The organism is Ensifer sp. KUDG1 (assembly GCF_050434285.1).
In the GTDB taxonomy this organism is placed as follows: Bacteria; Pseudomonadota; Alphaproteobacteria; order Rhizobiales; family Rhizobiaceae; genus Ensifer.
Genome location: NZ_JBNDIG010000008.1, coordinates 290404 through 314904, shown reverse-complemented (window position 1 = coordinate 314904; position 24501 = coordinate 290404). Strand labels below are relative to the sequence as shown.

The window sequence follows — 24501 nt, the reverse complement described above, 5'->3', positions numbered from 1 at the left end:
CTACGCGGCCAAACGCATTACGTCCTCGTTTCGGACAGAAGCGGCAGTTCCTTGGCGAAGTCGTCGATATCCGCCCAGGGATCGCCGAAAGTATCCAGAAGTCCAGGCAGCGAAGAATAGTTCAAATCCTCCGGAGCGTCGATAGTCTCCAGATCCGCCCACTGAAGCGGCGCCGAAGCCGGCAGATTGGTGCGTGCGCGCAGCGAATAGGGAGCGGCCGCCGTATGGCTGCGGGCATTGCGATGGAAGTCAATGAAGATCCGCTTGACGCGGTTTTCCTTGCCCATGGTCGTGGTGAAAGTCTGGGGTGCAGTCGCCGCCAACCGGGTGGCAATCGCGCTCGTCGCCTGGTGTGTCTTCTTCCAGTCCAGCTTCGGTTTGACCGGCACCACGACGTGGATGCCGCTGCCGCCTGAGGTCTTGACGAAGGGAACGAGGCCGAGCGCTTCGAGCTCGCCGCGTATGTGGACGGCCGCCTCGACCACGTCGCGCCACGAGATCCCTTCGCCGGGATCGAGATCGAAGACGACGCGATCGGGTTTCTCCAGCCGCGCGCGCCGCGAACCCCAGCTGTGAAGCTCGATCACCCCGAACTGGGCGAGCGCCAGATAGCCCTTCGTGCCCTCGATCGAAAGGAAGGACTTGCTCTCGCCCTCGGAATTGGTCGCGTTGAAGCTGACGATCGAAGGTGGCATGCCAGTGAAGGGATGGCGCTGAAAGAAGCAATCGGCCTGCTTTCCCGTCGGGCAGCGGAACAGCGACACCGGGCGGCCGAGGATATGCGGCAGCATGAAATCTCCGACCAGCGCATAGTAGACGGCAATGTCGAGTTTGGTCGGTCCGGATCTTCCGAACACCCGGCGGTCGGCATTGGTCACCTGGATCGTCGCCAGGTCGGCGTCGGTGATCAGCCGCTTGCGCGGCGCCGTCGCCGGGGCCGAAAGCTCGACATCGCGAAGCCCCTTGAACACCGCGTGGCGCAGCACATTGTCGGTCGTGCGGTTGGAGTAGTGGATGCGGGCCGATAGCACCGGCCGCACCCAGAGGATTTCCTTGGGCGCGCCATCGAGCGCCGTTTCGCCACCGCTCAGGGCTTCCAGCCGCGCGAGCAACTGCTTGGCAGTTGCCGCATCGAAGCCGGTCCCGACCTTGCCGCGGTAGTGCAGCTCTCCGTCCACCCATTCCGCAAGCGCCAGTGCCGCAAGGCCTTCGGCCGCCTCCGAGACGGTGTAACCCGCAATCACGAAGTCTTCGCTTTTGAGCGCTTTCGTCTTGGTCCAGGTCTGAGTGCGTCCGCTACGATAGGGCGCGGAGGCACGTTTTGAGACGATTCCTTCCAGCCCCAGCTCGGACGCCTGATCGTAGAGCCCGCGCCCATCGCCCTTCACATGGTCGCTGAACTGAATGGCTGAGCGGCTCGATATCTGCCCTTGAAGCAGTTGCGCCAGCAGCGCTTTGCGCTTTTCCAGCGGAGCTTCGGCAAGGTTCCAGCCGTCGAGATGGAGGATGTCGAAGGCATAGAAAACGAGCTTGCCATCCGTCCCGGACGACAGAGCCTCCTGCAACAGCGAGAAGCGGCTGATGCCCTTGTCGTCGAGAGCGACGATCTCGCCATCGATCATCGCCTCCCGACAGGGCAACTTGCCGAATGCGTCCGGCAGATCGCCGTAGCGCTTCGTCCAGTCGAGCCCGCTGCGTGTGATCAGCCGCACTGAGCCATGCGAGATATCCGCCATCGTGCGATAACCGTCGAACTTGATCTCGTGCAACCAGATCTGTTTTTCCGATGGTCCTTCGGGCGGCTTCGGGGTCGGACTGGCCAGTTGCGGCTCGATCCGCTGCGGCTTCGGACCTTTCACGGCGCCCGTCAGTGAACCGGGCTTGAGGACGGCCGGCTTTGCCGCTTTCGTCGGTTTCTTCGGCGGCTCGACCAACTCTTCGATCCGCCGCCCGCTTTTCACGCTCTCCGGACGCGCCGTCAGAATGTCGACATCGGGATCGGCGGCGGGATCATGCTCCTTGAACAGCAGCCAGTTGCGCTTGTCGTCGTCGCCCGGTTTCGGCTTCAGCCGCGTCAGCATCCAGCCGCCATTGAGCTTCTCGCCGGCGAGACGAAACTTGAACGCGCCCGTTCTCAGGCTCTTCTCGATATCGTCCATCGGCGCCCAGACGCCGGTGTCCCAAACGATCATCGGCCCGCCACCATATTCACCCTCGGGAATGACGCCCTCGAAGTCGATGTAGTCGAGCGGATGATCTTCGGTCTCGACGGCCAGCCGCTTGTCGGCGGGGTTGAGCGAGGGCCCCCTGGGGACCGCCCAGCTTTTGAGCACGTCGCCCACCTGCAATCTCAGATCATAGTGGTCGGCAGTGGCGTGGTGCTTGTGCACGACGAAACGATTGCCCTGCCCGCCGGTTTTTCCGGCAGGCTCCGGCGTCCGGGAAAAGTCCCGCTTCGCACGATAGGTCGTGAGTTTCGACGTCGCCATGCGGCAAAGCTAGAACGTGTTCGCAAAGGTCGCAATATCCGTCACGGCAAGGACGCGCAGCCCAGAAATTTCGGAAAACAATTGCTTTCGCAACTCGGTCAGCCTAGAAATTCGATGAATTTGGAAAGCTGCCATGATCGAAAAGCAAAAGACGCCACGCTCGCGCGGCCGTCCCCAGGTCCGGCCGGACGACGAGACGCGCCAGGTGATCGTCCTGTCTGCCGAACGGCAGTTCTGCGACTTCGGCTACGAGACGGCGAACATCAATATCATCGCCCAGAACGCCGGCGTTTCCACCAAGACGCTCTATCGGCTGTTTCCGACCAAGGCCGATCTGTTCGAGCGCGTCATCTCCCTCCGGATCGCCGAGTTCGTGCTGGAAGCCGACGAAGAGAACCTGGAAGATCTGGGCGTGAGGGGTGGCCTGGTGCACCTGCTTGCCGCCTACGGGCATCTCGTGCTCTCGCGCGACACGATCGCGATCATCCGCCTGGTGCTCGCCGAGGCGGAGCGCTTTCCGGAAGTTGCCGCCACCTTCTGGGAACAGGCGATCCAGCGAACGAGTGCCACCTTGGAGCGATGGCTGAGGACACAGGTGGCCGAGGGCCGGCTCGCGGTCGCAGACCCGCGTCTGGCCGCGGGCATGCTGCGCGGCATGATGGCGATGGAGCCGCAACGCGCCGTCATGATGGGGTGCCTTGGCACGATCGACGAGGCGGCGATCACGGCACGGGCCGAAAGCTGCGCCGACATCTTCCTGACGGGCGCCTTGCCGAGATAAGCCCTGCGCTCCACTGCAAACTTTGGTGATGTCATCCAGCTGTCATCAAGCTGTAACGTGAGGCCGTATAACTCTCCGCGCGGAAGCCCTTCCGCCGGACGCATGAGGCGTCGCGACCAGCCTTCAGCATGGCCTCCTCCCCCTTGCACGTCCGGTGATTGTTATGCGTTTGTCCGCGAAGCTTCCTTTCGCTGCGGCGGCTCTGGCCGCCTTTTCCATTGCCGCCACCAGCCTTGCCAGCCTGACGGTCAGTGGCAATCTCTCGTCACGCGCGGCGGTCGAGAAGCTGGAGGCGCTTGCCGATGCCCGCCGCAACGAGCTTCGCCATTACCTTACCACCGTGGAAAACGACCTGCGCAATCTGCAGGCGCAGAAATCCGTCGCCAAGGCGCTCAGCGATCTGAATGGTGCGGCTGCCAAGTTCGGCGACAAGACCGAAAGCGAACTGCAGCGCCGCTATCTGGCGGAAAACCCCAACGCCGAAGACAAGCGCGCGCTCTACGGTTCCGCAGGGATCGACGACTACGATACGCTGCATGCGCGCTATCACCCGTTCTTCCGGCGCTTTGCGGAAACCCACGGCTATCGCGACGTGCTGCTCGCCAATCTCAGCGGTGACGTCGTCTACGCTCTCAACAAGAAGGGCGATTTTGGCGTCAACCTCAAGAACGCTGCCTGGAAGGATACGGGCCTTGGCCGCGTTTTCCGGGAGACGGCCGAGGGAACGGACAAGAGCAAGCTCGCCTTTGCATCCTATGAGACCTATGCGCCGCTTGGCGGCAGCCCCGCCGCGTTCATCGCCATCCCCCTGGAATCGATCGACGGCAAGATCGGCACGCTGATCCTTGAAATGCCGGACGGGCGTATCGGCGACATCGTCGGCAACCGCACCGGCCTTGGCGAAACCGGCGAGACGATCCTGCTCGACACCAGCGGGCTTTTCCTCGCCGACAGCACCGCCACAGCCGACAACGATATGCTGAAGGCCCGGATCGCGACCGACCAGCCAGCGGAAGACGGTATCGCCAGCAGCAGTCTTGCGGATTTCCGTGGCGAGGAGGCGCAGATGGCGGCAACCAGCCTTGATGCATTCGGCACGCGCTGGACCATGGCTGCGGTCATGACCTCGCGGGAGGCCTTTGCCGCGGTTACCGCCCTGCGCAATTGGACGCTTGCAACGGCACTCGCCGTCCTGGCGGCCGCGCTGGCGGTCTCGGTCTGGTATTCGCGCCGCCTGACGCGCCCGATCACCGGTCTCGTTAGCGACATGAGCCGGCTTGCCGATGGCGACACGACGATCGATGGTGTCGGGGGCACCCGCAGGGACGAGATCGGCGACATGGCCCGTTCCGTCCTCGTTTTTCGCGACGCACTTCGCGACCGCGCCCGCCTCGAAACCGAGGCCGCGGAAACGCGAACCATGATCGAAGAGGAAAGGCACAGCCGCGAGACGGCGCAGGCGGAGGTGTCCCGCCAGATCAACGACGCCGTCGAAATGCTGGCTTCGGGGCTCGAACGCTTGTCCCATGGCGATCTGACGGCCCGCATCGACCGCCCCTTCGGCGCCGGTTTCGATCGCCTGCGCTCGGACTTCAACCTGTCGCTGGCGAGCCTCGCGATCACGCTTGGCGACGTGAAGGCGAGAAGTGCCGAGATCGACGGCGAAACCGGCGAGATGCGCGACGCCATCGGCCAGCTCGCCAAGCGCACCGAACATCAGGCGGCGACGCTGGAAGAGGCAACCGCAGCGCTCGGCGCAATCACCGCCACCATCGGCCGTACCGCCGAGCACGCCACATCGGCAACCGCGATCGCGGCCGCCGCCAAGGCGAGTTCCGACCGTTCTGGTCAGGTGGTGATGAATGCCGTCGGCGCCATGGCCCAGATCGAAAAGGGATCCGTCGCCATTTCGCAGATCATCGGAACGATCAACGACATCGCCTTCCAGACCAACCTCCTGGCGCTGAACGCGGGGGTCGAGGCGGCGCGCGCCGGCGAAGCGGGCAAGGGATTTGCGGTCGTTGCCCATGAAGTTCGCGAACTGGCGCAGAAATCGGCGCAGGCCGCCCGGGAGATCAAGGCGATCATCACGACGTCGGCCGAGGAAGTGGCAAAGGGTGTGTCTCTTGTACGGGCCGCCGGCGAGGCGCTCGACGAGATCTCCGGACAGATCCACGCGATCAACGAGCAGACGCTGCAGATCGCCGGCGACGCGCGCGACCAGGCGACCGACCTGCAGCACATCAACCAGACCATGTTGTCGCTGGACGCTGTGACCCAAAAGAACAATGCGATGGTCGAGGACAGCACGGCCATGACCCACAGGCTTTCAAGCCAGGCGTCGGGCCTGTTCGATCTCGTCGAGCGTTTCCGTACGGCATCCGACGGAGGTCGATCGGAGACGCGCGCCCTGGAGCCGGTCCACCTTCGCCGCACGGCCTGACCTCCGCCACTCTGGCGGCCGCCACCCGCATGCGTACATGCCACCCGCTTTGGCGCGGCGGCCATGGTCTTGACGCTTTGCCGAACGCATTTTACGCCCATAACGAGAGTGTTCATCGAGCGCGGTGAAATCATGCGGATAGCCAGTCTTGCGATGTATGTCAGCCCTCCGCCGCTCGCGGCAGCAACAGCAACGCTCTGGGCGTTCCTGCGCGACGACCTGCGGCGCGAGGGCCTGACGGATGTGCCCGACCGCTTGGACGCTGCCCTCCATCATGCCGACGCCTGGCTTCATCCGGCGCTGCTGCTCGCGCAGACCTGCGGTTATCCCTACGTCCGGCACCAGCGCGGCAAGGTTCGCCTTGTCGCCACGCCGGTCTACGGGCATCCGGGCTGCGACGGCGCCGACATGTGCAGCTTCATCATCGTGCGAGCAGGCGGCCCGGTCCGTTCCCTCGAAGATCTCCGGGGGACACGGGCTGCCATCAACGATCCCGTCAGCAATTCCGGAGCAAACCTATTGCGCGCGACGATCGCCCCTCTCAGCCGAAATGGCCGGTTCTTCTCATCTGTTGTCGAAACCGGCAGCCATCTGGCAAGCATCGATGCGGTTGCAACAGGCAATGCAGACGTGGCCGCGATCGACTGCGTGACCTTTGGCAACACGCAAAGGTTTGATCCGGGACGGGTGTCCAGGCTGCGGGTCTTGATCACCACCGCAAGCACGCCGGGCCTGCCGCTCATCACCCGCGGCGACGCCTCGGAGGACGCGCTTTTGTTGCTGCGCGGTTCACTCGGACGCGTAATCACGGAGCCCACCTTGGCTGAGGCGCGCGATCTGCTTTCCCTAAAGGACTTCGCGGTCCTGTCGGATGCGGATTACGAGCCTGTGGCGGAACTCGCGCGGTTCGCACATCGTCTCGGCTATCCCGCGATCGCCTGAACACGCGCAAGCTGCCGGGGTCAGGCGCGTCGGCTTGCCTGTGCCAGCGCCACCGCATCGGCGCCAGCCGGGAAATGCAGTTGGGCGGACACATCGTTTGCCGCCTGCCAGACAGCCTCCGCGACGTCGGCCTCGGTCGTCACCAGGGGCGGTGTTGCAAATTGGGCGAAGATTGGCGCTGCGAAACCGGCATAGGCCTCGGGGATCAGGTCCTCCACGCGTACCGCGGTGTTGTGGGCGAAGCGCGTGGTCGGCGCATAACCCGGTTCGACAAGCTTGACGCGGATATCGAAGGCCGCAAGCTCATGGGCAAGCGAACCGGTAAAGCCGGTGATCGCGGTCTTGCTTGCAGTATAGGCGGCGGCCAACGGCATGGAAGCAAGCGTTACGCTCGAGGTGACGTTGACGACGACGCCGGACCGGCGGGCGCGGAACTGCGGGATCACGGCCTGGGTCATCGCCATTGTGCCGAAGGTGTTGGTCTCGAAGATCTTGCGGATATGGGGCATCGGCGTCGCCTCGAAGGCACCCACCACGCCGACGCCGGCATTGTTGACAAGCGCATCGATCGGGCCGCTTTCCGCAATGGCGGCTGAGATGCTGTCGGGATCGGTGACATCGAGTGCAAGCAGGCGGAGCCGCTGCGCGGGCGGCAGGATGTCGTGTCGGGGCGAGCGCATCGTCGCGATCACGTTCCAGCCTTCGGCATGGAAACGGCGCGCAGTTTCCAGTCCGTAGCCGGAAGAGCAGCCAGTGATCAGTACGGTCTTCATAACGTTTTCCTTCGTGGTTGCGATGGAACCGGAATACCGCGACGATTTCGGATGATCTACGACTTGAAGTCCGGATTATGTTTGCTATCGTCCTGATATGACAGATCCCCTCTCGCAACTCATTCAGCTTCTCCACCCACGCACCGTGTTCACCAAGGGCATCAGCGGCGCCGGCCGCTGGGCGGTTCGTTACTCGGAATTCGGCCATCCGAGTTTTTGTACCGTCATCGAGGGATCGTGCCGGCTGGCAGTCGACGGCGAGGCGCCGGTGACGCTGCAGGCAGGCGATTTCGTTTTGTTGCCGCGCACGCCCGGCTTCACCATGTCGGGCTTTGAGCCGGTGCAGCCGGCTTTCATCGATCCCAAGGCGGTTCCTTCACCGGTCGGTGAAGTTCGCCATGGCAGGCAGGACGGCGAACCGGACGTGCGCCTGCTCGGCGGCTATTTCGTTCTCGACTCGCCCGACGCCGGACTGCTGGTTTCGCTGCTGCCGGCATTGATGCACCTGCGGGGGATAGACCGGCTTTCGGTACTCGTCCACTTTGTGGGCGAAGAAGCACGCGACGAACGTCCCGGCCGCGATCTGGTTCTGGCGCGGCTTGTGGAAGTAATGCTCGTCGAGGCGCTGCGATCCATCGAAGGGGAGAGCGCTGCACCCGGCCTCTTGCGCGGGCTGGGAGATGCGCGGCTGGCGGCGGCCATTCGCCAGCTCCATGCTGATCCGGCCCGTGACTGGACCGTGGCGGAACTGGCGCACGAGGCCGCACTGTCCCGATCCGTCTTCTTCGAGCGCTTCACCCGCGCCGTTGGGCTGCCACCGATGGAATATCTGCTCGTCTGGCGCATGGCGATCGCCAAGGACCTGCTGCGGCAACGCGAACTGGACCTTGCAGCTGTCGCTGAACGGGTCGGCTACAGCTCGGCAAGCACCTTCAGCACCGCTTTCAGCCGCCATGTGGGGCAACCGCCAGGGCGCTACGCTCGCTTGGCCGTGGCCGCCCAATAACGCCGGCACGGCTTTTCGTGAGAATTATCTCAAATACAGAAGCCAGCCACATTTACACCCTGCTCTCGGGCCTATAGACGAGCCTTTGGGCCTGTAAACGGACCCTGGGCCAACAGAGAACCGCACCTCATGCTCCGACGCCTGTACGATTGGACAATGTCGCTCGCAACACGGGAGACCGCCATTGTCTGGCTTGGCATCATTGCCTTCGTCGAAAGCTCAATCTTCCCGGTTCCGGCCGATCTTCTGCTGATCCCGATGGCGCTGGCGCGCCCGGAGCGGGCCTGGCGTTATGCGCTCGTGGCAACTGTCTGCTCGGTTCTCGGCGGCATCGCCGGCTGGTATCTCGGCCATTACGCCTTCGACACGCTCGCCAAACCGCTGCTCGAATTCTACGGAAAGCTCGACACGTTCGAGCACCTGAAGGCCTCGGTCGACAGCGAGATGCTGGCGTTGCTGCTCGTCACCTCGGGCCTGGCGCATCTGCCGCCGATCAAGGTCGTGACCATCCTCTCAGGCGCCGCCAACATCAATCTCGGCCTGTTCATCGTCTCGGCCATCATTGCCCGCGGCGCGCGCTTCTTCCTGCTTGCCTGGCTGCTGCGGCGTTTCGGCGAAGAGATCCGGGACTTCCTCGAAAGACGGCTCGGCGCACTGGCGGGCGCGGCGGCGACAGTCCTGATCTGCCTCTTCGCCGCACACCGCTTCCTGTCCTGACGGATCGCGCCTAAAACTGCCTGCGCGGCAACGAGAGGGGCGCAAGCGTCCCGATCGCCCGACCCTTCGTGTCGTTCTTAGCCGCTTTGCGGCAAGCGTAGTCCTGCGCTTCCTGGAGCTTTGCAAGAGCGCCGTCATAGTCGATTGACGTCGGGCGGCCATCACTGACGACGCAAGCGCCGTCCACATGGACACGCTCGATCGCCCGCTCGGCGGCGCAGTGCAGGAGATTGCGCAAGGGGTCGTAGACCGGCTGCATAGCGTGGTGCCTGAGATCGACCACCAGGAAATCGGCCTTCGCGCCGACGGCGATCCGGCCGATGTCGTCACGGCCGAGCGCCCGGCCGCCGGCGGTGGTTGCCGCCTCGAGGATGTCGCCGGTCGAAACGTCGAATACGGACTTGCCCGAGAGCCGCGCGCAGATCATCGCCTGGCGCATTTCTTCAAGTATGTTGAACGGGTAGCTGTCGGTTCCGAGCGCGACGTTGACGCCGGCGCGGCGATAGCGGCCGACCGATTCCAGCGCCATGCCGCTGCGCGAGAAGGTGACCGGGCAATGGGCGACCGTCGTCTGGCGATCGGCGAGCAGGCGCAGATCGATCTCCGTGCGCTGCCGCGTCCAGGAATGGCTGTCGACGAAGATGCAATGGCCGAGGATCAGGTCCTTGCCGAGCAGACCCAGCTTCTCGAGATACTGCACGGCCGTCAGCCCGTGCCGGCGCAAAAGTTCCTCGTGCTCGGTCATGGTCTGGGCGGCGTGGATGGTGATCGGCATGCCGCGTTCACGCGCTGCCGCCACCGCATCCTGCAGCAGTTCCGGCGAACAGGTTTCGATCTGCGACGGTGCGACGACGCCGCCAAGGCGGCCCGAGGGGTGTGCATTCGCCGTATCGACAACCTCAAGCGCTCGCGCGAAGGCTTCGCGCCCCCGCGCCTTGTCCCAGCGGAAGTCGAGACGATGGCTGTCTTCGACGTGCCATTGCGCTTCCCGGAAACCCGGCGCGACGAAGGCGCGTGCGCCGCTCTTGGCAAGCGTCGGCAGCCAGCTTTCATGCGGACCGGCAATATCGAGCAGCGTGGTGACACCACTGCGCATCAGGTCGCCGACCATGACCGTCAGCGACGCCTCGATCGCGTCGTCGTCGATTTCCAGAAGGTTGGAGTATTCGTACAGCGCGTTGCCCCAAAGCGCTGCCGTCCCCATGTCCTCGAAGATGCCCTTGGAGATCGGCTCCTCACCGGAATGGCAATGCACGTTGACGAAGCCCGGCATGATCATCCGGTCGCGGCCGGAACTCTCGCTGGCATAAGGACCGTCATAATGGCCGCCGACATGCACGAAACCCGCGTCGTCATAGGCGACGTCGGCGTCGTTGAGATAGACATGGCCATTAAGCTCGCGGTCGAAGGCGACGAGCGTATGCGCTTTGCGGATGACGTGGATCTCTTTAGTCATGCGTGGTCCTGAAATATTGCTCGAGGAAACGGCTGTAAGCCCCCATCAGGGCGCTGAAAACGAAGTATACGACAGCGGCGAAGACATAACCCTCGAGCACTGCGATACCCTGCCATTGCGGGTCGCGCATGGCGGTACGGACGGTGTCGAGGAAGTCGAGCAGGCCGACGATCGTCACCAGCGTCGTATCCTGGAAGAAGCCGATGAACAGGCTGACCAAGGGCGGAATGACCTTCTTCAGCGCCTGCGGCAGCACGATCTTGCGCATGATCTGCCAATAATGCAGGCCGAGCGAATGGCCGGCCTCGACCTGCCCCTTGGGAACCGCCTGCAGGCCGCCGCGCACGATCTCGGCGATATAGGCGGCGGCAAAGAGGATGATTGCCACCTGCGCCCGAACGAGCTTGTCGATGGTGATGCCGTTGGGCATGAACAGGGGCAGCATGACCGTCGCCATGAACAGGATGCTGATCAGCGGCACCCCGCGGACGATCTCGATGAAGCCGACGCCGAGGACGCGGATTGCCGGAAGGTTCGACGCACGGGCGAGCGCCAGCGCAATGCCAAGTGGGAGCGCGCAGGCAAGCCCGATGAAGGAGAGCATGAAGGAAAGCGGCAGCCCGCCCCATTGCGTCGTGGGCACGACCGTCAGGCCGAAGTAGCCACCCGCCATCAGCACATAGAGCACCGGCAGGACGACGGCGATCCAGGCGATCACCAGTCCCCGCCCCCAGACCTTCGGCACCATCGAGACGAGGCAGGCGCCGAGAAACAGAAGCATGGCCGTCAGCGGACGCCATTGCTCTTCGAACGGATAAAAGCCGAAGAAGATGTAGCGCATCTTCGCCGACAGGAACGGCCAGCAGGCACCGCTCGTTGCCTTGCACTCCGCCGGCGTGCCGACAAAGGTGGCGTCGACGAAGAGCCAGCCGATCGCGAGCTTGGCGACCGCAAAGACCGTGCCGAGGCAGAGGATGGTGATCAGCGCATTGCCGGGCGTGCCGAAATACGCGCTGAACCAGCGGCCGCGCGCCGCCGGCGGCGCTTCGCGGCTCGGCGCAAGTGCCGCGCTGCTCACGAGGGTGTCGACCTGTGTCATGGCTCAGCGCTCCCTCAGCGCGACCCGCGCATTGTACCAGTTCATCACCAGCGAGATCAGGATCGACAGACCGAGATAGACGCCCATGAAAATGGCAATGGCTTCAATCGCCTGGCCCGTCTGGTTCATAATCGTGTTTGAGACCATCACCAGATCCGGATAGCCGATGGCGATCGCGAGCGAGCTGTTCTTGAACACGGTCAGATAGGTGTTGGTGAGCGGCGGGATGATGATGCGCAGCGCCTGCGGCAGGATCACGAGCTTCAGCGTGCGCGCGCGTGAAAGGCCGAGCGCCGTCGCGGCCTCCCACTGCCCCTTGCTGACCGCCTGGATACCGGCGCGAACGATTTCAGCGACATTGGCCGACACGCTGAGTGTGAGGCCGAGCAGAAGCGCCACGAATTCGGGGCGCAAATGATAGCCGCCGCTCAGGCGGAAGCGGCCGAGTTCCGGCACGTCCCAGGTGACCGAGATATCTGCGAACAGGACGGTTGCCATGAGCGGCAGCAGAAACGCGATCGCTGCGAACAGAGCAATCGGCCGCTCCTTGCCGGTGACGATGCGGCGGCGACCGAGAACGCGCGCGGTAGCGAAGGCGGCAGCGACGCCCACAACAAACGCCGTGACCAGCGCGGCGAAACCACTCTGCCAGTGCAGCGCCGGCGTGACCAGACCGCTGTTCGACAGAAACACGCCGGGTAGCATCTCGATCGCCTGCTTGACCGGCGGAAAGACGGAAATGATCAGCGAGTACCAGAGCAGCAGGTAAAGCAGCAGCGGCACGTTGCGCAGCGCTTCCACATAGGCAAGCATCAGCCGCGACAGTACCGGATTGTGCGACAGCCGCCCGATGCCGACCAATAGCCCAAGAACGGTGCCGAACAGGGCGGCGAGCAGCGAAACCTTGACGGTGTTGGCGATGCCGACGAGGATCGCGCGACCGATCGTATCGGTCGGCTCATAGGTGATGGCGGATTCGGTAATGACAAATCCGGCCTGGCGGGCCAGGAAGCCGAAACCGGTCGCAATATCCTGCTTGGCAAGATTGGCGCTTGCGGTGCTGAACATCACCCAGGCGACGAGCAGCACGACGCCGACGGCGATCACTTGATAAAGATAGGCGCGAATGCGCGCATCATAAAACAGGGGCATCGGCACCCGTCCCTTGGAGCACAATGATCTCGGGCCGCCACGACCCAAGATCAGAACCTGATCGATTTCCATCGTTTATAGTACGGGCGGCATGCCGCGCGCACTCTCCACAGGCCGATTAGGGAGCACCATGTGGAGACGTGGACCCGCGCGAAACGCGCGGGTCCGTCAATTCTCAACGGAACGGCGGTGCGTAGAGCAGTCCGCCTTCGCTCCAGCGCGTGTTCGGGCCACGCGTCAGGCCAAGTGCGGTCTTGGTGCCGAGGTTGCGCTCGAACACTTCGCCGTAGTTCCCGACGCCCTTGATGATGTTGTAGCCCCACTTGTTGTCGAGGTTCAGCATCTTGCCGAGTTCTTCGCTGACGCCGAGCATGCGCTGGATCTCCGGATCCTCGCTCTTGGTCATCTCGTCGACATTGGCTTGGGTGATCCCACGCTCTTCGGCTGCCATCAGCATCCAGGCAGACCAGGAGACGATGTCACGCCAGTTGGAATCGTTCTGGCGAACGGCGGGCGCCAGCGGTTCCTTGGAGATGGTTTCCGGCAGGACAACGTAATCATCCGGGTTGTTGGCAACCGCGCGGATCGAGGCAAGGTCCGAACGGTCGGACGAGATCGCCTCGCAACGGCCGGAGAAGAAGGCATTGCGGTTTTCGTCCGGGCTTTCGAAGACGACCAGTTCGAACTTGCCGCCGATCGACCGGAAGAAGTCGCTGAGGTTCTGGGCGGTCGTGGTGCCCGGCAGCGTGCAGATCGCCGCGTCGGTCAGTTCCTTGGCGCTGCTGACGCCGAGCGACTTCGGCACCATGAGACCCTGGCCGTCGTAGAAGACGGTCGGACCGAAATCGAGCCCGAGCGAGGTTTCGCGCGAGAAGGTCATGGTCGTCTGGCGCGACAGCATGTCGATCTCGCCGGACTGAAGCGCCTGGAAGCGCGTATTGATGTTGGTGAGGACGAAGTCGACCTTTTCCGGGTCGCCGAATACGGCAGCCGCCACGGCGCGGCAGACGTCGACGTCGAAGCCCTCCATGTGCCCCTTGGCATCGGCCGTCGCAAAGCCCGGCGTGCTCATCGAGACGCCGCAGATCAGCTTGCCGCGGGCCTTGACGGTTTCGAGCGTCGTCGCAGCGTTGGCAGTGGTCGCGGCCACCAGTCCGACGGCAATGCCGGCAACCGTCGCACAGAGCTGCAGAATCCTGCTGTTCATGAATTCCCTCCCATTGGCTGTTCCCTTTCAGGCCTCCTCAGGTCGCACGGTCCTCTCCGCACGCCTCCTCCCGAGCCGGCCGGCGCCGCGTTGTTTGTCGGCGCCTGCAATTGCATACGACAAGAGAATACAAACATCAACATTATTGTATACAATATTGACGACCATTTGGACGGACGTTATCGAAGACAGGGGACATGTTCGGCCGGTCTCCGATCGGCCCGTTGAGGGAGGCAACCTTGTCTGAGAAATCTAGCCGCAGCGAAGTGGTCTACAAGCTCTTGCGCCAGGCGATTCTGGAGCAGGCTCTGAGGCCCGGAACGAAGCTTTCCGAAGACACGATCGCCGACCATTTCAAGGTCAGCCGCACCAGCGTCCGGGCGGCCCTGGTCCGGCTCAACGCGGAAGGCATCGTCGATTTGCGCGCCAACAAGGGCGCCTGCGTGGCCGAGCCGACATTGGAGGAAGCCCGCGACATCTTCGCGCTGAGGCGCATGCTCGAAGCCGAGGTGATCCGGCGGCTCGTCGCCGATCTCGACGCTGCCGGCGTCAAGCGGCTGCAGCAGCATGTGAAGCAGGAGGAAACTGCACTTTCCGACCATGGACCGCTTTCGATCCGATTGGCCGGCGAATTCCACATCCTGCTTGCCGAACTCACGGGTTCCCAGGCGCTGACGCGTTTCGTCCGCGAGATCGTCTCGCGCTGCTCCCTGATCCTTGCCCGCTTCGCGCGGCTGCATTCGCCGGAATGCGCGGTCGACGAGCATGTCCAGATCATCCGTGCCCTGCAATCGCGCGACACCGCCACGGCGGAGCGGATCATGCTCGAACACCTCGACGCGGTCGAGCTTCGCGCCGAACTCGACACCGACAAGACCGAGCCGGACATCTCCGCGATCCTGCAGCGCTACGCCCGCAAGGGCTGACGCTGCGCCCGCCGTTTTCCGGCGCAAGCGGTCGCGGATACGACTTTCTTTCGCCGATCTGCGGCACCATCTGTCGCGCGGCAACACACCAGTCGCGGCATCTGCCTCCAATATCTGCAACGTTACCGGTTACGCCGGGTGGGTCTTGCAAGGGAGGGAGTAAGGCATGCCAATTGAACTGGAATTCATGAGCAAGCAGGTTGCCGCGGGCCGGCTGTCGCGGCGGGAGTTTCTCGGACGCGCCGCAGCACTCGGGATAACCGCCGCCTCGGCGAACCTGCTGCTCGGCCAGGCGGCCCGCGCCGCAGGGCCAGTCAAGGGTGGAACACTCAAGGCGGGCCTCGTCGGCGGGGAATCGACGAACAGCCTGGACCCGGCAACCTGGGCAAGCCAGGTTCCCTATACGCTCGGGCGCTGCTGGGGTGAGCAGCTTGTCGAAGTCTCGCCGACGGGCGAGATCGAGTACCGGCTTGCCGAAGCCTACGAGGCGACGCCGGATGCCAAGACCTGGCGCTTCAAGATCCGCAAGGACGTGACCTTCCACAACGGCAAGGAACTGACCCCGGCCGACGTGGTGGCGACGTTCGAGCGTCATGGCGACGCGGACTCCAAGTCTGCGGCCCTGCCCTTCGTTCAGGACTTCGAGACGATCAAGGTCGATGGCGACAGCGTCGTCATCACGTTGCGCGCGCCCAATGCCGACCTTCCCTACATCGTCAGCGATTACCACCTGATGATCCAGCCGAACGGCGGCAAGGACGACCCGACGGCGGGCATCGGCACCGGCCCCTACAAGGTCGTTTCCAACGAGCCGGGCGTCAAACACATCGCCGAGCGGCACGAGGGCTATTGGGGCTCGGCCGAGCGTGGCCATGCCGATCAGATCGAAATCGCGGTCATCAACGATTCGACCGCTCGGACAGCGGCCCTCCAGAGCGGCCAGATCCACATGATCAACCGCATCGAGCCCAAGATCGTCGCCCTGATCAGTCGCCTTCCCGGCGTCGTCATCCGCAATGTGCCGGGCAAGGGCCACTATGTCTTCATCGCCCATTGCAATACGGCGCCCTTCGATAACAACGACCTGCGCCTGGCGCTGAAATATGCCGTCGACCGCGAGGAGATGGTGGCAAAGGTGCTTGCCGGCTACGGCACCGTCGGCAACGACACGCCGATGATCAAGGGCTATCCGCTGTTCGACAACGATATCGAACAGCGCGTCTTCGATCCGGACAAGGCAAAGTTCCACTACAAGAAATCCGGGCACAGCGGCTCGGTTCTGCTTCGGACCTCCGATGTCGCCTTCCCCGGCGCTGTCGATGCGGCGCAGCTCTTCCAGATGAGCGCCGCCAAATGCGGGATCACCATCGACCTCAAGCGCGAACCGGGTGACGGCTACTGGTCGGACGTCTGGAACAAGCAACCCTTCAGCATGTCCTATTGGACAGGGCGGCCGACGCAGGACCAGGTCTATTCGATCGCCTACCTCTCCAAGGCCGAGTGGAACGACACCCGCTTCCTCCGGGAAGACTTCGACAAGCTGATCTTTGCGGCGCGTGGCGAACTCGACAACGGCAAACGCAAGGCGCTCTATCGCCAGGCGGCGATGATGCTGCGCGACGAAGGCGGCGTCATCGTGCCGATGTTCAACAACTACATCGACGCGACCAACGACAAGGTCGGCGGCTGGATCGACGATCCGAACGGCGAACTGATGGGCGGGCACGCACTGACGAAATGCTGGCTCAACGCTTAAGGCCAGCGACGTAAATGACGGGAGGTCGGCAAGCGGCCTCCCGGCCTCAACGACGGTATTTCAAGCGGTCGGGCGCAACGATACCGTGCCGTCAGTTGCGCGCTCCACCGCGATGTCGTGGTAGCGGGCAAGCGTCATGTGCGGCGTACCTTCGGCGGCCGCATGCGCACCGGTGACGACGACGACATCGGCACCGGCTGCGAGCCCGGCCAGAATTCCGGCCGGCGCGTCTTCAAACACCAGGCAGTCTTCCGCACGCACGCCCAACCGCTCAGCCGCCATCCGGTAGCCCTGCGGATCGGGCTTGCCGACGGAAACATCCTCGCCGGTGATCATCAGCCGCGGCGTCGGAATGCCGGCAGCAGCGAGACGGCGCACGGCGAGATCGAGCGGCGCGGACGTCACGATCGCCCACCTTTCCGGCGGCAGCGAATTCAGGAAGTCGACCGCACCGGGAATCTCGACGATACCTTCCACGTCGGCAATCTCGGCCAGAGCCAGGTCATAGGCTTCCTTCTCCGGGTCGATGTTCGGCAGCTCGAGATTGCGGATCGTGTCGACGGCGCGCACGCCATGCACGGTTTTCGTAAACTCGACCGGGTCGAGACCATTGCGCTCCGCCCAGGCGCCCCAGACACGCTCGACCACGGCCATGGAGTTCAGCAACGTGCCATCCATATCGAACAGGAGGGCAGCAAAATTCTTCGTGAAAACGGATGAAGGCGCGGCGTCCAAGGCAATCCCCTGAGATGATGAGACGGGCGGCAAAGGCTTCGCCCAGCGGAGAAGCCACACCTACTACCGCAGAGCCGACCGCACAATGCCATTTACGCCACCGATGCTAACGCTCACTCGACGCGCCAGGCCGCCTTGCTCGCCGTCAGGAAATCGATCGGTCCGCCCGGCTGATCGTCGTCGAAAATGGCGCAGGAAAGGATACCGCTGAAGACGGCGCCGGAATCGACATTGGTGCGGTTTCCGACCGTTCGCGGGTTGGCCGTACTCGGCGTGTGGCCATGACAAAGATGCCGGCCCCAGTATTCGCCGGAATAGTCTTCGGGCGGCCGGATCCAGAGAAAGACCCCGTCGTCCTGCTGTTCCAGTGGCCGCGTGTCGTCGACGCCGGCATGCACGAAGATGCGAAAGCGCTCGACCAGGATCGTGGGCAGTTCCTTGATCCATTTCAGGTGCCGCCCGGGAACCGTGCCGTCGTAGGAGATCAGCGTCTCGCGGCCGCCGTTGACCAGCCACCAGTCGACGTCGCTTTCGCCGCTGCTTGCGCCCCAGAGCATTTCCTCGTGATTGCCCTTGAGGGTCTGCCAGGTCCAGCCGGGCTTGGTCGGGCCGGCCATGATCAACTCGATGACAGCGCGGCTGTCCGGCCCCCGGTCGATCAGGTCGCCGAGAAAGATCACCCGCCCCGTCGGCGCATAGTCTTCGATTTCATCCAGCAGCGCGCGCAACTGATCGAGGCAGCCGTGAATATCGCCGACGGCGAACGTCAGATGCCGGACGGCCATGCATTCACTCTCCAAATTCCGATAGCGGGCGATGGCCGTGTCGAGGCCGAAAACATCGCCAGATCAAGGCGCTATAACATGCCTTTTGCCGAAAGGATGCAAGATGCCTCGGCCGCTACGCGGACGCGTGCGACAATTGGGAATGCGGATCGTGAGGGCGGCAACCTCGGGCGAGATGGCCGGGAGGTGGCAGCTACGCCAATGACGTGGTGATCTCAGCGTCGGGAATGGCCCTTGGCGATGGTCGAACTGGCAATCGACACCGGATCGCTTGCCGGGAAGGTATCCTCGAGCCCCTCGTCGAGTTGTTCTTCCATCGCATCGCGGTCATGCGCTTGGCGCGCGTTTGGCAAAGTTCCGCGGCGCATCCCTGCTTGGCCGCTAGAACCCGCGACCGCTTCGTCGGCAGCAATGGCGGCCTGCAGAATTTCCTTGGCCTTCGCAATCGCGTTCAACCGGTTGAGGGATCCAGCCTTGTCCTGGGGACACATCACTGTCACCACCTCGTCGCCGTCGCCTATGAATTCGACGGTGAAGCCTGAGCGACCAGCTCTTTCGGCAGTGACCTGCAGGCCGACGATGTGCATCGAACCTCTCCTTCCTTGGGCAGTCCCGAAGGGCCGAGGCCGTGTTGACGGTCTCGGCCGTCGCGGGAACGAAAATCGGGTGTCTTTTCAAAGAAGCGTCGAGGCGAGGTTTTGTTCCGACCGCGGGCAAAATTACGGGCCGCTAAAGGGCGCCTGGAAACCTTGAGGAACGCATGGGGCTTGCCGGCAAGTCGTTGGTCGTATCCGCGGCCTGGAACGCCGCCCCGCCGCCCGGCTTCTTGGTGCAGCTCGCAAAGGCATCGAGGCCCTGTTTGTAGATCTTGGTCTCGACATTCATCATGCCAAGCACGGTATGAAACAGGTTGTCGTGGGATTTCGGCTGCGCCGTATCCTTGGCGAGGCACGCCGTGTCGACACCCATTGCCGCCTGGTAAGGCTTCGAGAACCAGGCGACGAACGGTACCTGCGTCTGTTCGCGCGGTGCGATGGAATAGGGCGCCCCGTGCAGATAGATGCCGTTCTCGCCGAGCGACTCGCCGTGATCGGACATGTAGATCATCGCGCCCGCGATCTGGTCCTGATGCTTTTCCAGCAACCGGGCGACACTCGCCACCACATGGTCGGTGTAGAGGATCGTGTTGTCATAGGCGTTCGTGATTTCTTCAACCGAGCACTTCATAAGTTCGGGCGTGCGGCAATCGGGCGTGAAGCGCCGGAACTTCTCAGGGTAGCGCAGATAGTAGGACGGTCCATGGCTGCCGAGCTGATGGAGAACGATCACACTGTTCTTCTTCGTCGCCGAAAGCTTCTTGTCGAGTTCACCGAGGAAGATCTCGTCCAGGCACTCGCCGTTCTTGCAGAGCGGGCTGTTCTTCTGGTCGGTCATGCTGGCGAAATTGATGAGGTCGGCGATGCCCTTGCTGCCGGTGTTGTTGTCCCACCAGGTGGTCGAAACACCGGCGCGCGTCAGCACGTTCATGAGGTTTTCCGTCGAGCGCGCCTTCCAGTCGCTGTACTCGTCGCGCGGGTAGACGGAGAACATGCAGGGCAGCGACGTTGCCGTCGCCGTGCCGCAGCTCGTGGTGTCGGTGTAGTTGACGACGCCAAGCGCTTTCAGTTCCGGATTGGTCTCACGGCCGTAGCCGTTCAGCGAGAAGTTCATCGCGCGCGCCGTTTCACCGGCCACGACGACGACCACCACCGGCTTGCCGGCCGCGGCAATCCGCGCACCCTGGCGCGCGTCTGTGCCGAGCGGCTGCACGACGATGTTGCGTTCCTTGTAGGTCGAGGATGCGTAGCGGACCGCCGCCGAGACCGGCCCCGTCGGATTGAACCGCTTCATCAGATCCTTGTGTTCGCGGATCACGTAGGCGACGTTTGCAAAGTTCGCGTAGACCAGCCCACCGCTGACGAGCAGGCAGGGGATGATCACTGCCAGGTTGATCGCGGCATTGGACAGGAAGGGCCGGTAGCGCAGCTTGAACCAGATCACCACCAGCGACGGGAGCACCCCGTAAAGCAGCAGGTGCGTCGCCAGACTGCCGGTCAAGATATGGCTGGCTTCGGCCTGCGTCGTTACCGCCGCGTTGCCGATCATGTCCTTGTCGATGATGACGCCGAAGGTGTCGATGAAGTAGGAGGCGGCCGCCGACACCATGATCAGGAAGATCATCACCGGCTTCATCACATACTTGACGGAGGCGAGTGTCAGGCCTGCGAGGGTCAGCAAACACAGAGCGGCGCTGAAGGACAGAAGCGCCGTGACGGAATCGTCGAAATAGGCGACCGTGTGTTTCCAGAAGGAATTGTTGGTGGCAAGCAGAAGATAGGCGCTGACGAGGGCGCTCAGCGAAATACTGCCGATTTCGGGGCGGCGAATACCTGAAAATCTCAAAACTGTACTCTCCTGCGGCGACTGCAAGAGCGTCTGGGAGGGACGTTGCAGTCACGGCCATTCAATCGAGATGGAGACCGCGTGGCGGCCACCTGCTAGGTTGCAGCCTCCCCCTCAGCTGTTGAGATACGACGGACAAGCTGTCCAAACCCCGTCAAGATTGCTCTTTGTCCGGCCTATGCGCGCGCTGGTAGGTATCGCGCAGGCAGTTGGCAGCCCCGGCGAAAGTCCATATGGTCGGTAGTGGCCCCTGTAATATCGAGACGAATCAATGCGCCTGCTCCTGGTCGAAGACAGTCCGCGACTGGTTGAACTGGTCGGTGAAACCATGCGGGATGCTGGCTGGCGCCTCGATGCGGTTTCAAGCGTCGCCGACGCCGAAACGGCAATCGCGGCACGCGAGCACGACCTGGTGCTGCTCGACCTAGGGCTGCCCGATGGCGACGGGCTGTCGCTGCTTCGCCGTGTCCGCCAGGAATATCCCGGATTGCCGGTGCTGATCATCACGGCCAAGGGCTCGGTCGACGAGCGCATTGCCGGGCTCGACGCCGGGGCCGACGACTATCTCGTCAAGCCGTTCCACCACCGGGAACTGCTGTCGCGCTGCCGCGCCATGCTCCGGCGCAACCCTCAGGCCGTACAGCCGGTGCTCGAAGCCGGAACGTTGCGCTACGACCCGGCGACCGCCAATCTCACCTGCGACGGCACGGTGGTGCCGTTACCGCCGCGCGAGCGGTCGCTGATCGAGATCCTGATGCGCGAGGTCGGCCGTGTCGTGCCGAAGCGAAAGCTCGAAACGGCCCTTTCTGAATATGGCCAGGAAGTCACGCCCAATGCCCTGGAACTGGCGGTTTCAAGGGTGCGCAAGCGTCTGCAGCCGCTCGAAACCGGCGTGCAGATCGAGACGGTCCGGGGCATCGGCTATCTCCTCAGGCAAGCCCCATGAGGCGCCGAAACCCTTCGCTGATCGGTATCGTCTCCCGCCGCATCGTTGCCTTCTCGCTGCTGGCCATGGCGATCCAGATCGGCGTCGTCTTCGCGGACTACTGGTTCGACGACGACAAACTCAGCGTGCTCATGCTGCAGCAGGAAACCGAAAAGCTGATCGAGTATGTCCATGTGCGCGACGGCGTGGCGCATTACGAGCCCGTTCGCGACGCACGCGAACGCTATCTCGACCAATCGGACGATAACGGCGCAATTTTCCTACGCATCCGCACCGCGTCCGGAGAGATGATCCATTCGAACTGCACGGCCGAATGTGCGCAGCACTTCCTGCCGCTCAATGTCGACGCGCCGCAATTCTGGAAACGCCTGATCGCGCCGGGCAAACCCTTCAGCGTTGCCGGCGGTCAGACCTTCGAACGGGGCGGCCTGGTCGTCCTTGTCGAACTCGCGATCCTCAACGACCCGAACGGTTTCATGTACGGCGCCCTGCTGCACGAGATGTTCGATTCGATGATCGTGCCTATGACGCTGATGTTCTGCCTGGTGGTCGGCGCGACCATCTGGTCGGTCCGCAGCGCCCTGCGGCCGGTCGCCATGGCCGCCCAGGCCGCCGATGCCCTCGACCCCCGCGACGGCAATGCGCGCCTGCCGCTGACACGAATGCCGCAGGAGATCGCCCCTCTCGTCACCGCCGTCAACCGGATGCTGGCCCGCGTTGCCGATCTCATTCAGTCGCAGAAGCTGTTCTCGTCGTCGATCGCCCACGAAATCCGCACCCCGGTGTCGATCGCCAAGATGGAGCTGAGCCGCATCGACGACCCGCGGGCGCGCAACGCGGAGCGCGATCTCGACGCGCTTACCCATATCCTGGAACAGTTGACCTCGCTCGCGCGCGCCGACGCCGTCGATCCTTCCGCCTACCAGCGCACCAGCCTGTCTCAAATCGGCGCCGCAGTTGCGGAGGCCATCGCACCTTTTGTCTTCGACCACGACAAGTCCCTCGAGTTCGTAGACGAAGGCACGCCGACGGTCACCGCCATCCCGGCGTTGGTCGAAAACATGCTGCGCAACCTCATCGAGAATGCCGTCAAGCATAACCCACCGGGAACCCGCATCGTCCTGACCTGCGGCCCCGGCCCGGTCGTCTCCGTCGAGGATGACGGCAAGGGGATGATCGACCTGCCGGAACACAACGAAGACCTCGGCTTTGTGAAGAGTTCCGGCCAGCTCGGCCTCGGCCTGAAGATCGTTAGGCGCATCAGCGAGTTGCACCAGGCAACCGTCGCTGTCGATACCACGCCCGGCCGCGGCACTCGGTTCTCGATCGATTTTTCCGCCGCCGTGTCGGGCTAACGCGCCCGCGTGTGCAGCGCACATTTTTTAGGCGCGATGCATATATTTCAATCCAACGCCGGTTTTTGGATGCGGATTTCATGCCCAACGCCGTGCCATGTGCTATTGGGCTGCCCAAGTTTGCACCTCCCCTCCCGAGAGGCTCCATGTCGAAGGCCCGCGCCTACATCAAGCGTTTCGTTCCCTCGCTCGTTCCGATCAGCCATCTGGAGCGCCTGCGTGCGTCTTTGGGCGCGCTTCTTGGCATCCTGCTTACCGGCTTGATCAGCACCTATGCGCTGGGCGCCGGCGCCAGCCTGCCGCTGTTGATCGCACCGATGGGCGCCTCAGCCGTGCTTCTCTTTGCCGCCCCGGCAAGCCCGCTCGCCCAGCCCTGGTCGATCGTCGGCGGCAACACCGTCTCCTCCCTGATCGGCGTGACCGCGGCGTTGCTGATCCCGGATCCGGTCATTGCTGCCGCAGTCGCCGTCGGCCTTGCCATCGCGACCATGCTGCTGCTCGGCTGCCTTCATCCGCCGAGCGGGGCTGTGGCGCTGACCGCCGTGCTCGGTGGCCCGGCGATCCATGAGGCCGGCTATTGGTTCGTCCTCTCGCCGGTCGCCATCAATTCGGTCGTCATTCTCCTGATCGCGCTGGCGTTCAACAACGTGACCGGCCGTCGCTATCCGCACCTCGCGCAGGCGCCGACGCTGCATGGAACAAGCGACCCCGCGCCGACGCACAGGCTCGGCATCGTTCCCGAAGACCTGCAGGCCGTCCTCGCCCAATATGGCGAAGTGGTCGACGTCAGCCCGGACGAGCTCGACGCGCTGATCCACCAGGCGCAGATCCGCGCCTTCAACCGCCGCTCCGGCGAAATCACCTGCGCCGAGATCATGTCGCGCGACGTCGCCACGGCCACGCCGGAGACGACCCTGCGCCAGGCCTGGCAGACCCTGATCAAGCATCACATCAAGGCGCTGCCGGTCGTGACCGAAAAGGATGGGCTCGTCGGCATCGTTACGCAAACCGATTTCATGAAGCACGCGATGGTCACGCCGCAGGGCGGCATCCGCCAGCGGCTCGGAAACGTCATCGGTTTCGGCCCGAAAACGCCGCGGCTCGTGTCCGACATCATGACCCGCAAGGTGCAATCGGCCCTGCCGGAAACCATGATCGCCAAACTCGTGCCGCCGATGTCCGACATGGGGCTGCACCATATGCCGGTGGTCGATCCAGATAACCGGCTGCTCGGCGTTGTGACCCAATCGGACCTCATCGCCGCCCTCTTCCAACGCCGCCTCGAACGGGGCGAAGAGCGCGACGTCGCTTAAGCAGCAGGGCCGGCCTGAAATCCTTCGCCAGCACAGCGGCCGGTTGCACGAACCGGCTGCGCGAACTTTGCACGACCTGTCTTCGGCAATACTGCCCTATCGGCCCAAGGCACGTCGTCGTCTCCAACAAAAATCATTCGATTGACTTAATCAATGGAATGATGTAATTTCAGCATGC

The 24501-nt window shown here is 63.4% G+C and carries 20 protein-coding genes; 10 read left to right on the top strand and 10 right to left on the bottom strand.

Features of this window, described 5'->3' with window-relative positions:
- Positions 1-17 precede the first annotated feature (17 nt).
- Positions 18-2489, bottom strand: a complete 2472-nt coding sequence (ligD, locus tag M2267_RS20990; RefSeq protein WP_429116775.1) for a DNA ligase D — start codon at positions 2487-2489, stop codon at positions 18-20.
- 133 nt (positions 2490-2622) lie between these two features.
- Here ligD and M2267_RS20985 point away from each other — a divergent pair, with 133 nt between their 5' ends.
- From M2267_RS20985 to M2267_RS20975, 3 genes are all read left to right on the top strand, one after another.
- Complete coding sequence (locus M2267_RS20985; protein WP_429116773.1) at positions 2623-3270, top strand: TetR/AcrR family transcriptional regulator; 648 nt, start codon at positions 2623-2625, stop codon at positions 3268-3270.
- Positions 3271-3433: 163 nt separating this feature from the next.
- A complete protein-coding gene (locus tag M2267_RS20980) occupies positions 3434-5713 on the top strand; it encodes a methyl-accepting chemotaxis protein (protein ID WP_429116771.1) in 2280 nt (759 codons plus the stop codon).
- A gap of 132 nt (positions 5714-5845) precedes the next feature.
- Positions 5846-6655: a phosphate/phosphite/phosphonate ABC transporter substrate-binding protein gene (locus M2267_RS20975; RefSeq protein WP_429116889.1), complete on the top strand. Its 810-nt coding sequence runs from the start codon at positions 5846-5848 to the stop codon at positions 6653-6655.
- Between the two features lie 20 nt (positions 6656-6675).
- Here M2267_RS20975 and M2267_RS20970 read toward each other — a convergent pair whose 3' ends face one another.
- Positions 6676-7428, bottom strand: coding sequence for an SDR family oxidoreductase (locus M2267_RS20970; RefSeq protein WP_429116770.1), 753 nt, complete (start codon positions 7426-7428; stop codon positions 6676-6678).
- Positions 7429-7525: 97 nt separating this feature from the next.
- Between M2267_RS20970 and M2267_RS20965 the strand changes: the two genes are divergently transcribed.
- Positions 7526-8434 (top strand): AraC family transcriptional regulator, encoded by a 909-nt coding sequence (locus tag M2267_RS20965; RefSeq protein WP_429116768.1) that lies wholly within the window; start codon positions 7526-7528, stop codon positions 8432-8434.
- Between the two features lie 129 nt (positions 8435-8563).
- Entirely contained in the window at positions 8564-9151 is a 588-nt protein-coding gene (locus M2267_RS20960) for a YqaA family protein (RefSeq protein WP_192449761.1), read from the top strand.
- A gap of 10 nt (positions 9152-9161) precedes the next feature.
- On the opposite strand, the gene M2267_RS20955 is transcribed toward M2267_RS20960, so the two are convergent.
- The 4 genes from M2267_RS20955 to M2267_RS20940 all read right to left on the bottom strand — a co-directional run bounded on the left by M2267_RS20955 (position 9162) and on the right by M2267_RS20940 (position 14065).
- The gene (locus M2267_RS20955) at positions 9162-10607 is read right to left on the bottom strand and encodes an amidohydrolase family protein (RefSeq protein WP_429116764.1); all 1446 of its coding nucleotides are present in this window, start codon (positions 10605-10607) and stop codon (positions 9162-9164) included.
- On the bottom strand, positions 10600-11706 hold the full coding sequence (locus tag M2267_RS20950; protein WP_429116761.1) for an amino acid ABC transporter permease: 1107 nt from the start codon (positions 11704-11706) through the stop codon (positions 10600-10602). Before M2267_RS20950 ends, M2267_RS20955 begins: the two co-directional genes overlap by 8 nt.
- 3 nt (positions 11707-11709) lie before the next feature.
- Positions 11710-12858: an amino acid ABC transporter permease gene (locus M2267_RS20945; RefSeq protein ID WP_429116759.1), complete on the bottom strand. Its 1149-nt coding sequence runs from the start codon at positions 12856-12858 to the stop codon at positions 11710-11712.
- A gap of 175 nt (positions 12859-13033) precedes the next feature.
- Entirely contained in the window at positions 13034-14065 is a 1032-nt protein-coding gene (locus M2267_RS20940) for an amino acid ABC transporter substrate-binding protein (protein WP_192449757.1), read from the bottom strand.
- Between the two features lie 239 nt (positions 14066-14304).
- Here M2267_RS20940 and M2267_RS20935 point away from each other — a divergent pair, with 239 nt between their 5' ends.
- Both M2267_RS20935 and M2267_RS20930 read left to right on the top strand, forming a co-directional pair.
- Positions 14305-14991, top strand: a complete 687-nt coding sequence (locus M2267_RS20935; RefSeq protein WP_043613592.1) for a GntR family transcriptional regulator — start codon at positions 14305-14307, stop codon at positions 14989-14991.
- Positions 14992-15157: 166 nt separating this feature from the next.
- Positions 15158-16747, top strand: coding sequence for an ABC transporter substrate-binding protein (locus M2267_RS20930; RefSeq protein ID WP_429116756.1), 1590 nt, complete (start codon positions 15158-15160; stop codon positions 16745-16747).
- Between the two features lie 60 nt (positions 16748-16807).
- On the opposite strand, the gene M2267_RS20925 is transcribed toward M2267_RS20930, so the two are convergent.
- The 4 genes from M2267_RS20925 to M2267_RS20910 form a co-directional block, all read right to left on the bottom strand.
- Complete coding sequence (locus M2267_RS20925; RefSeq protein ID WP_429116754.1) at positions 16808-17482, bottom strand: HAD family hydrolase; 675 nt, start codon at positions 17480-17482, stop codon at positions 16808-16810.
- A gap of 113 nt (positions 17483-17595) precedes the next feature.
- Positions 17596-18267, bottom strand: a complete 672-nt coding sequence (locus M2267_RS20920) for a metallophosphoesterase family protein (RefSeq protein ID WP_205236605.1) — start codon at positions 18265-18267, stop codon at positions 17596-17598.
- Between the two features lie 215 nt (positions 18268-18482).
- Positions 18483-18854, bottom strand: coding sequence for a hypothetical protein (locus M2267_RS20915; RefSeq protein ID WP_429116751.1), 372 nt, complete (start codon positions 18852-18854; stop codon positions 18483-18485).
- A gap of 142 nt (positions 18855-18996) precedes the next feature.
- Complete coding sequence (locus M2267_RS20910; RefSeq protein WP_043613360.1) at positions 18997-20709, bottom strand: phosphoethanolamine transferase; 1713 nt, start codon at positions 20707-20709, stop codon at positions 18997-18999.
- A gap of 271 nt (positions 20710-20980) precedes the next feature.
- Between M2267_RS20910 and M2267_RS20905 the strand changes: the two genes are divergently transcribed.
- The 3 genes from M2267_RS20905 (at position 20981) to M2267_RS20895 (ending at position 24323) form a co-directional block, all read left to right on the top strand.
- Positions 20981-21655, top strand: a complete 675-nt coding sequence (locus M2267_RS20905) for a response regulator transcription factor (protein ID WP_043613363.1) — start codon at positions 20981-20983, stop codon at positions 21653-21655.
- Positions 21652-23010 carry a sensor histidine kinase gene (locus M2267_RS20900; protein ID WP_429116747.1) on the top strand — a complete coding sequence of 453 codons (1359 nt, stop codon included), beginning with the start codon at positions 21652-21654 and terminating at the stop codon, positions 23008-23010. The genes M2267_RS20905 and M2267_RS20900 overlap by 4 nt, the downstream gene beginning before the upstream one ends.
- Positions 23011-23156: 146 nt before the next feature.
- Complete coding sequence (locus M2267_RS20895; protein ID WP_402322241.1) at positions 23157-24323, top strand: HPP family protein; 1167 nt, start codon at positions 23157-23159, stop codon at positions 24321-24323.
- Positions 24324-24501 lie beyond the last annotated feature (178 nt).

Bases quoted from the DNA above. Each gene is read 5' to 3' on its own strand.
- ligD (WP_429116775.1), bottom strand. From the start codon at position 2,489: ATGGCGACGTCGAAACTCACGACCTATCGTGCGAAGCGGGACTTTTCC.
- M2267_RS20985 (WP_429116773.1), top strand. From the start codon at position 2,623: ATGATCGAAAAGCAAAAGACGCCACGCTCGCGCGGCCGTCCCCAGGTC.
- M2267_RS20980 (WP_429116771.1), top strand. From the start codon at position 3,434: ATGCGTTTGTCCGCGAAGCTTCCTTTCGCTGCGGCGGCTCTGGCCGCC.
- M2267_RS20975 (WP_429116889.1), top strand. From the start codon at position 5,846: ATGCGGATAGCCAGTCTTGCGATGTATGTCAGCCCTCCGCCGCTCGCG.
- M2267_RS20970 (WP_429116770.1), bottom strand. From the start codon at position 7,428: ATGAAGACCGTACTGATCACTGGCTGCTCTTCCGGCTACGGACTGGAA.
- M2267_RS20965 (WP_429116768.1), top strand. From the start codon at position 7,526: ATGACAGATCCCCTCTCGCAACTCATTCAGCTTCTCCACCCACGCACC.
- M2267_RS20960 (WP_192449761.1), top strand. From the start codon at position 8,564: ATGCTCCGACGCCTGTACGATTGGACAATGTCGCTCGCAACACGGGAG.
- M2267_RS20955 (WP_429116764.1), bottom strand. From the start codon at position 10,607: ATGACTAAAGAGATCCACGTCATCCGCAAAGCGCATACGCTCGTCGCC.
- M2267_RS20950 (WP_429116761.1), bottom strand. From the start codon at position 11,706: ATGACACAGGTCGACACCCTCGTGAGCAGCGCGGCACTTGCGCCGAGC.
- M2267_RS20945 (WP_429116759.1), bottom strand. From the start codon at position 12,858: ATGCCCCTGTTTTATGATGCGCGCATTCGCGCCTATCTTTATCAAGTG.
- M2267_RS20940 (WP_192449757.1), bottom strand. From the start codon at position 14,065: ATGAACAGCAGGATTCTGCAGCTCTGTGCGACGGTTGCCGGCATTGCC.
- M2267_RS20930 (WP_429116756.1), top strand. From the start codon at position 15,158: ATGCCAATTGAACTGGAATTCATGAGCAAGCAGGTTGCCGCGGGCCGG.
- M2267_RS20920 (WP_205236605.1), bottom strand. From the start codon at position 18,267: ATGGCCGTCCGGCATCTGACGTTCGCCGTCGGCGATATTCACGGCTGC.
- M2267_RS20915 (WP_429116751.1), bottom strand. From the start codon at position 18,854: ATGCACATCGTCGGCCTGCAGGTCACTGCCGAAAGAGCTGGTCGCTCA.
- M2267_RS20905 (WP_043613363.1), top strand. From the start codon at position 20,981: ATGCGCCTGCTCCTGGTCGAAGACAGTCCGCGACTGGTTGAACTGGTC.
- M2267_RS20900 (WP_429116747.1), top strand. From the start codon at position 21,652: ATGAGGCGCCGAAACCCTTCGCTGATCGGTATCGTCTCCCGCCGCATC.
- M2267_RS20895 (WP_402322241.1), top strand. From the start codon at position 23,157: ATGTCGAAGGCCCGCGCCTACATCAAGCGTTTCGTTCCCTCGCTCGTT.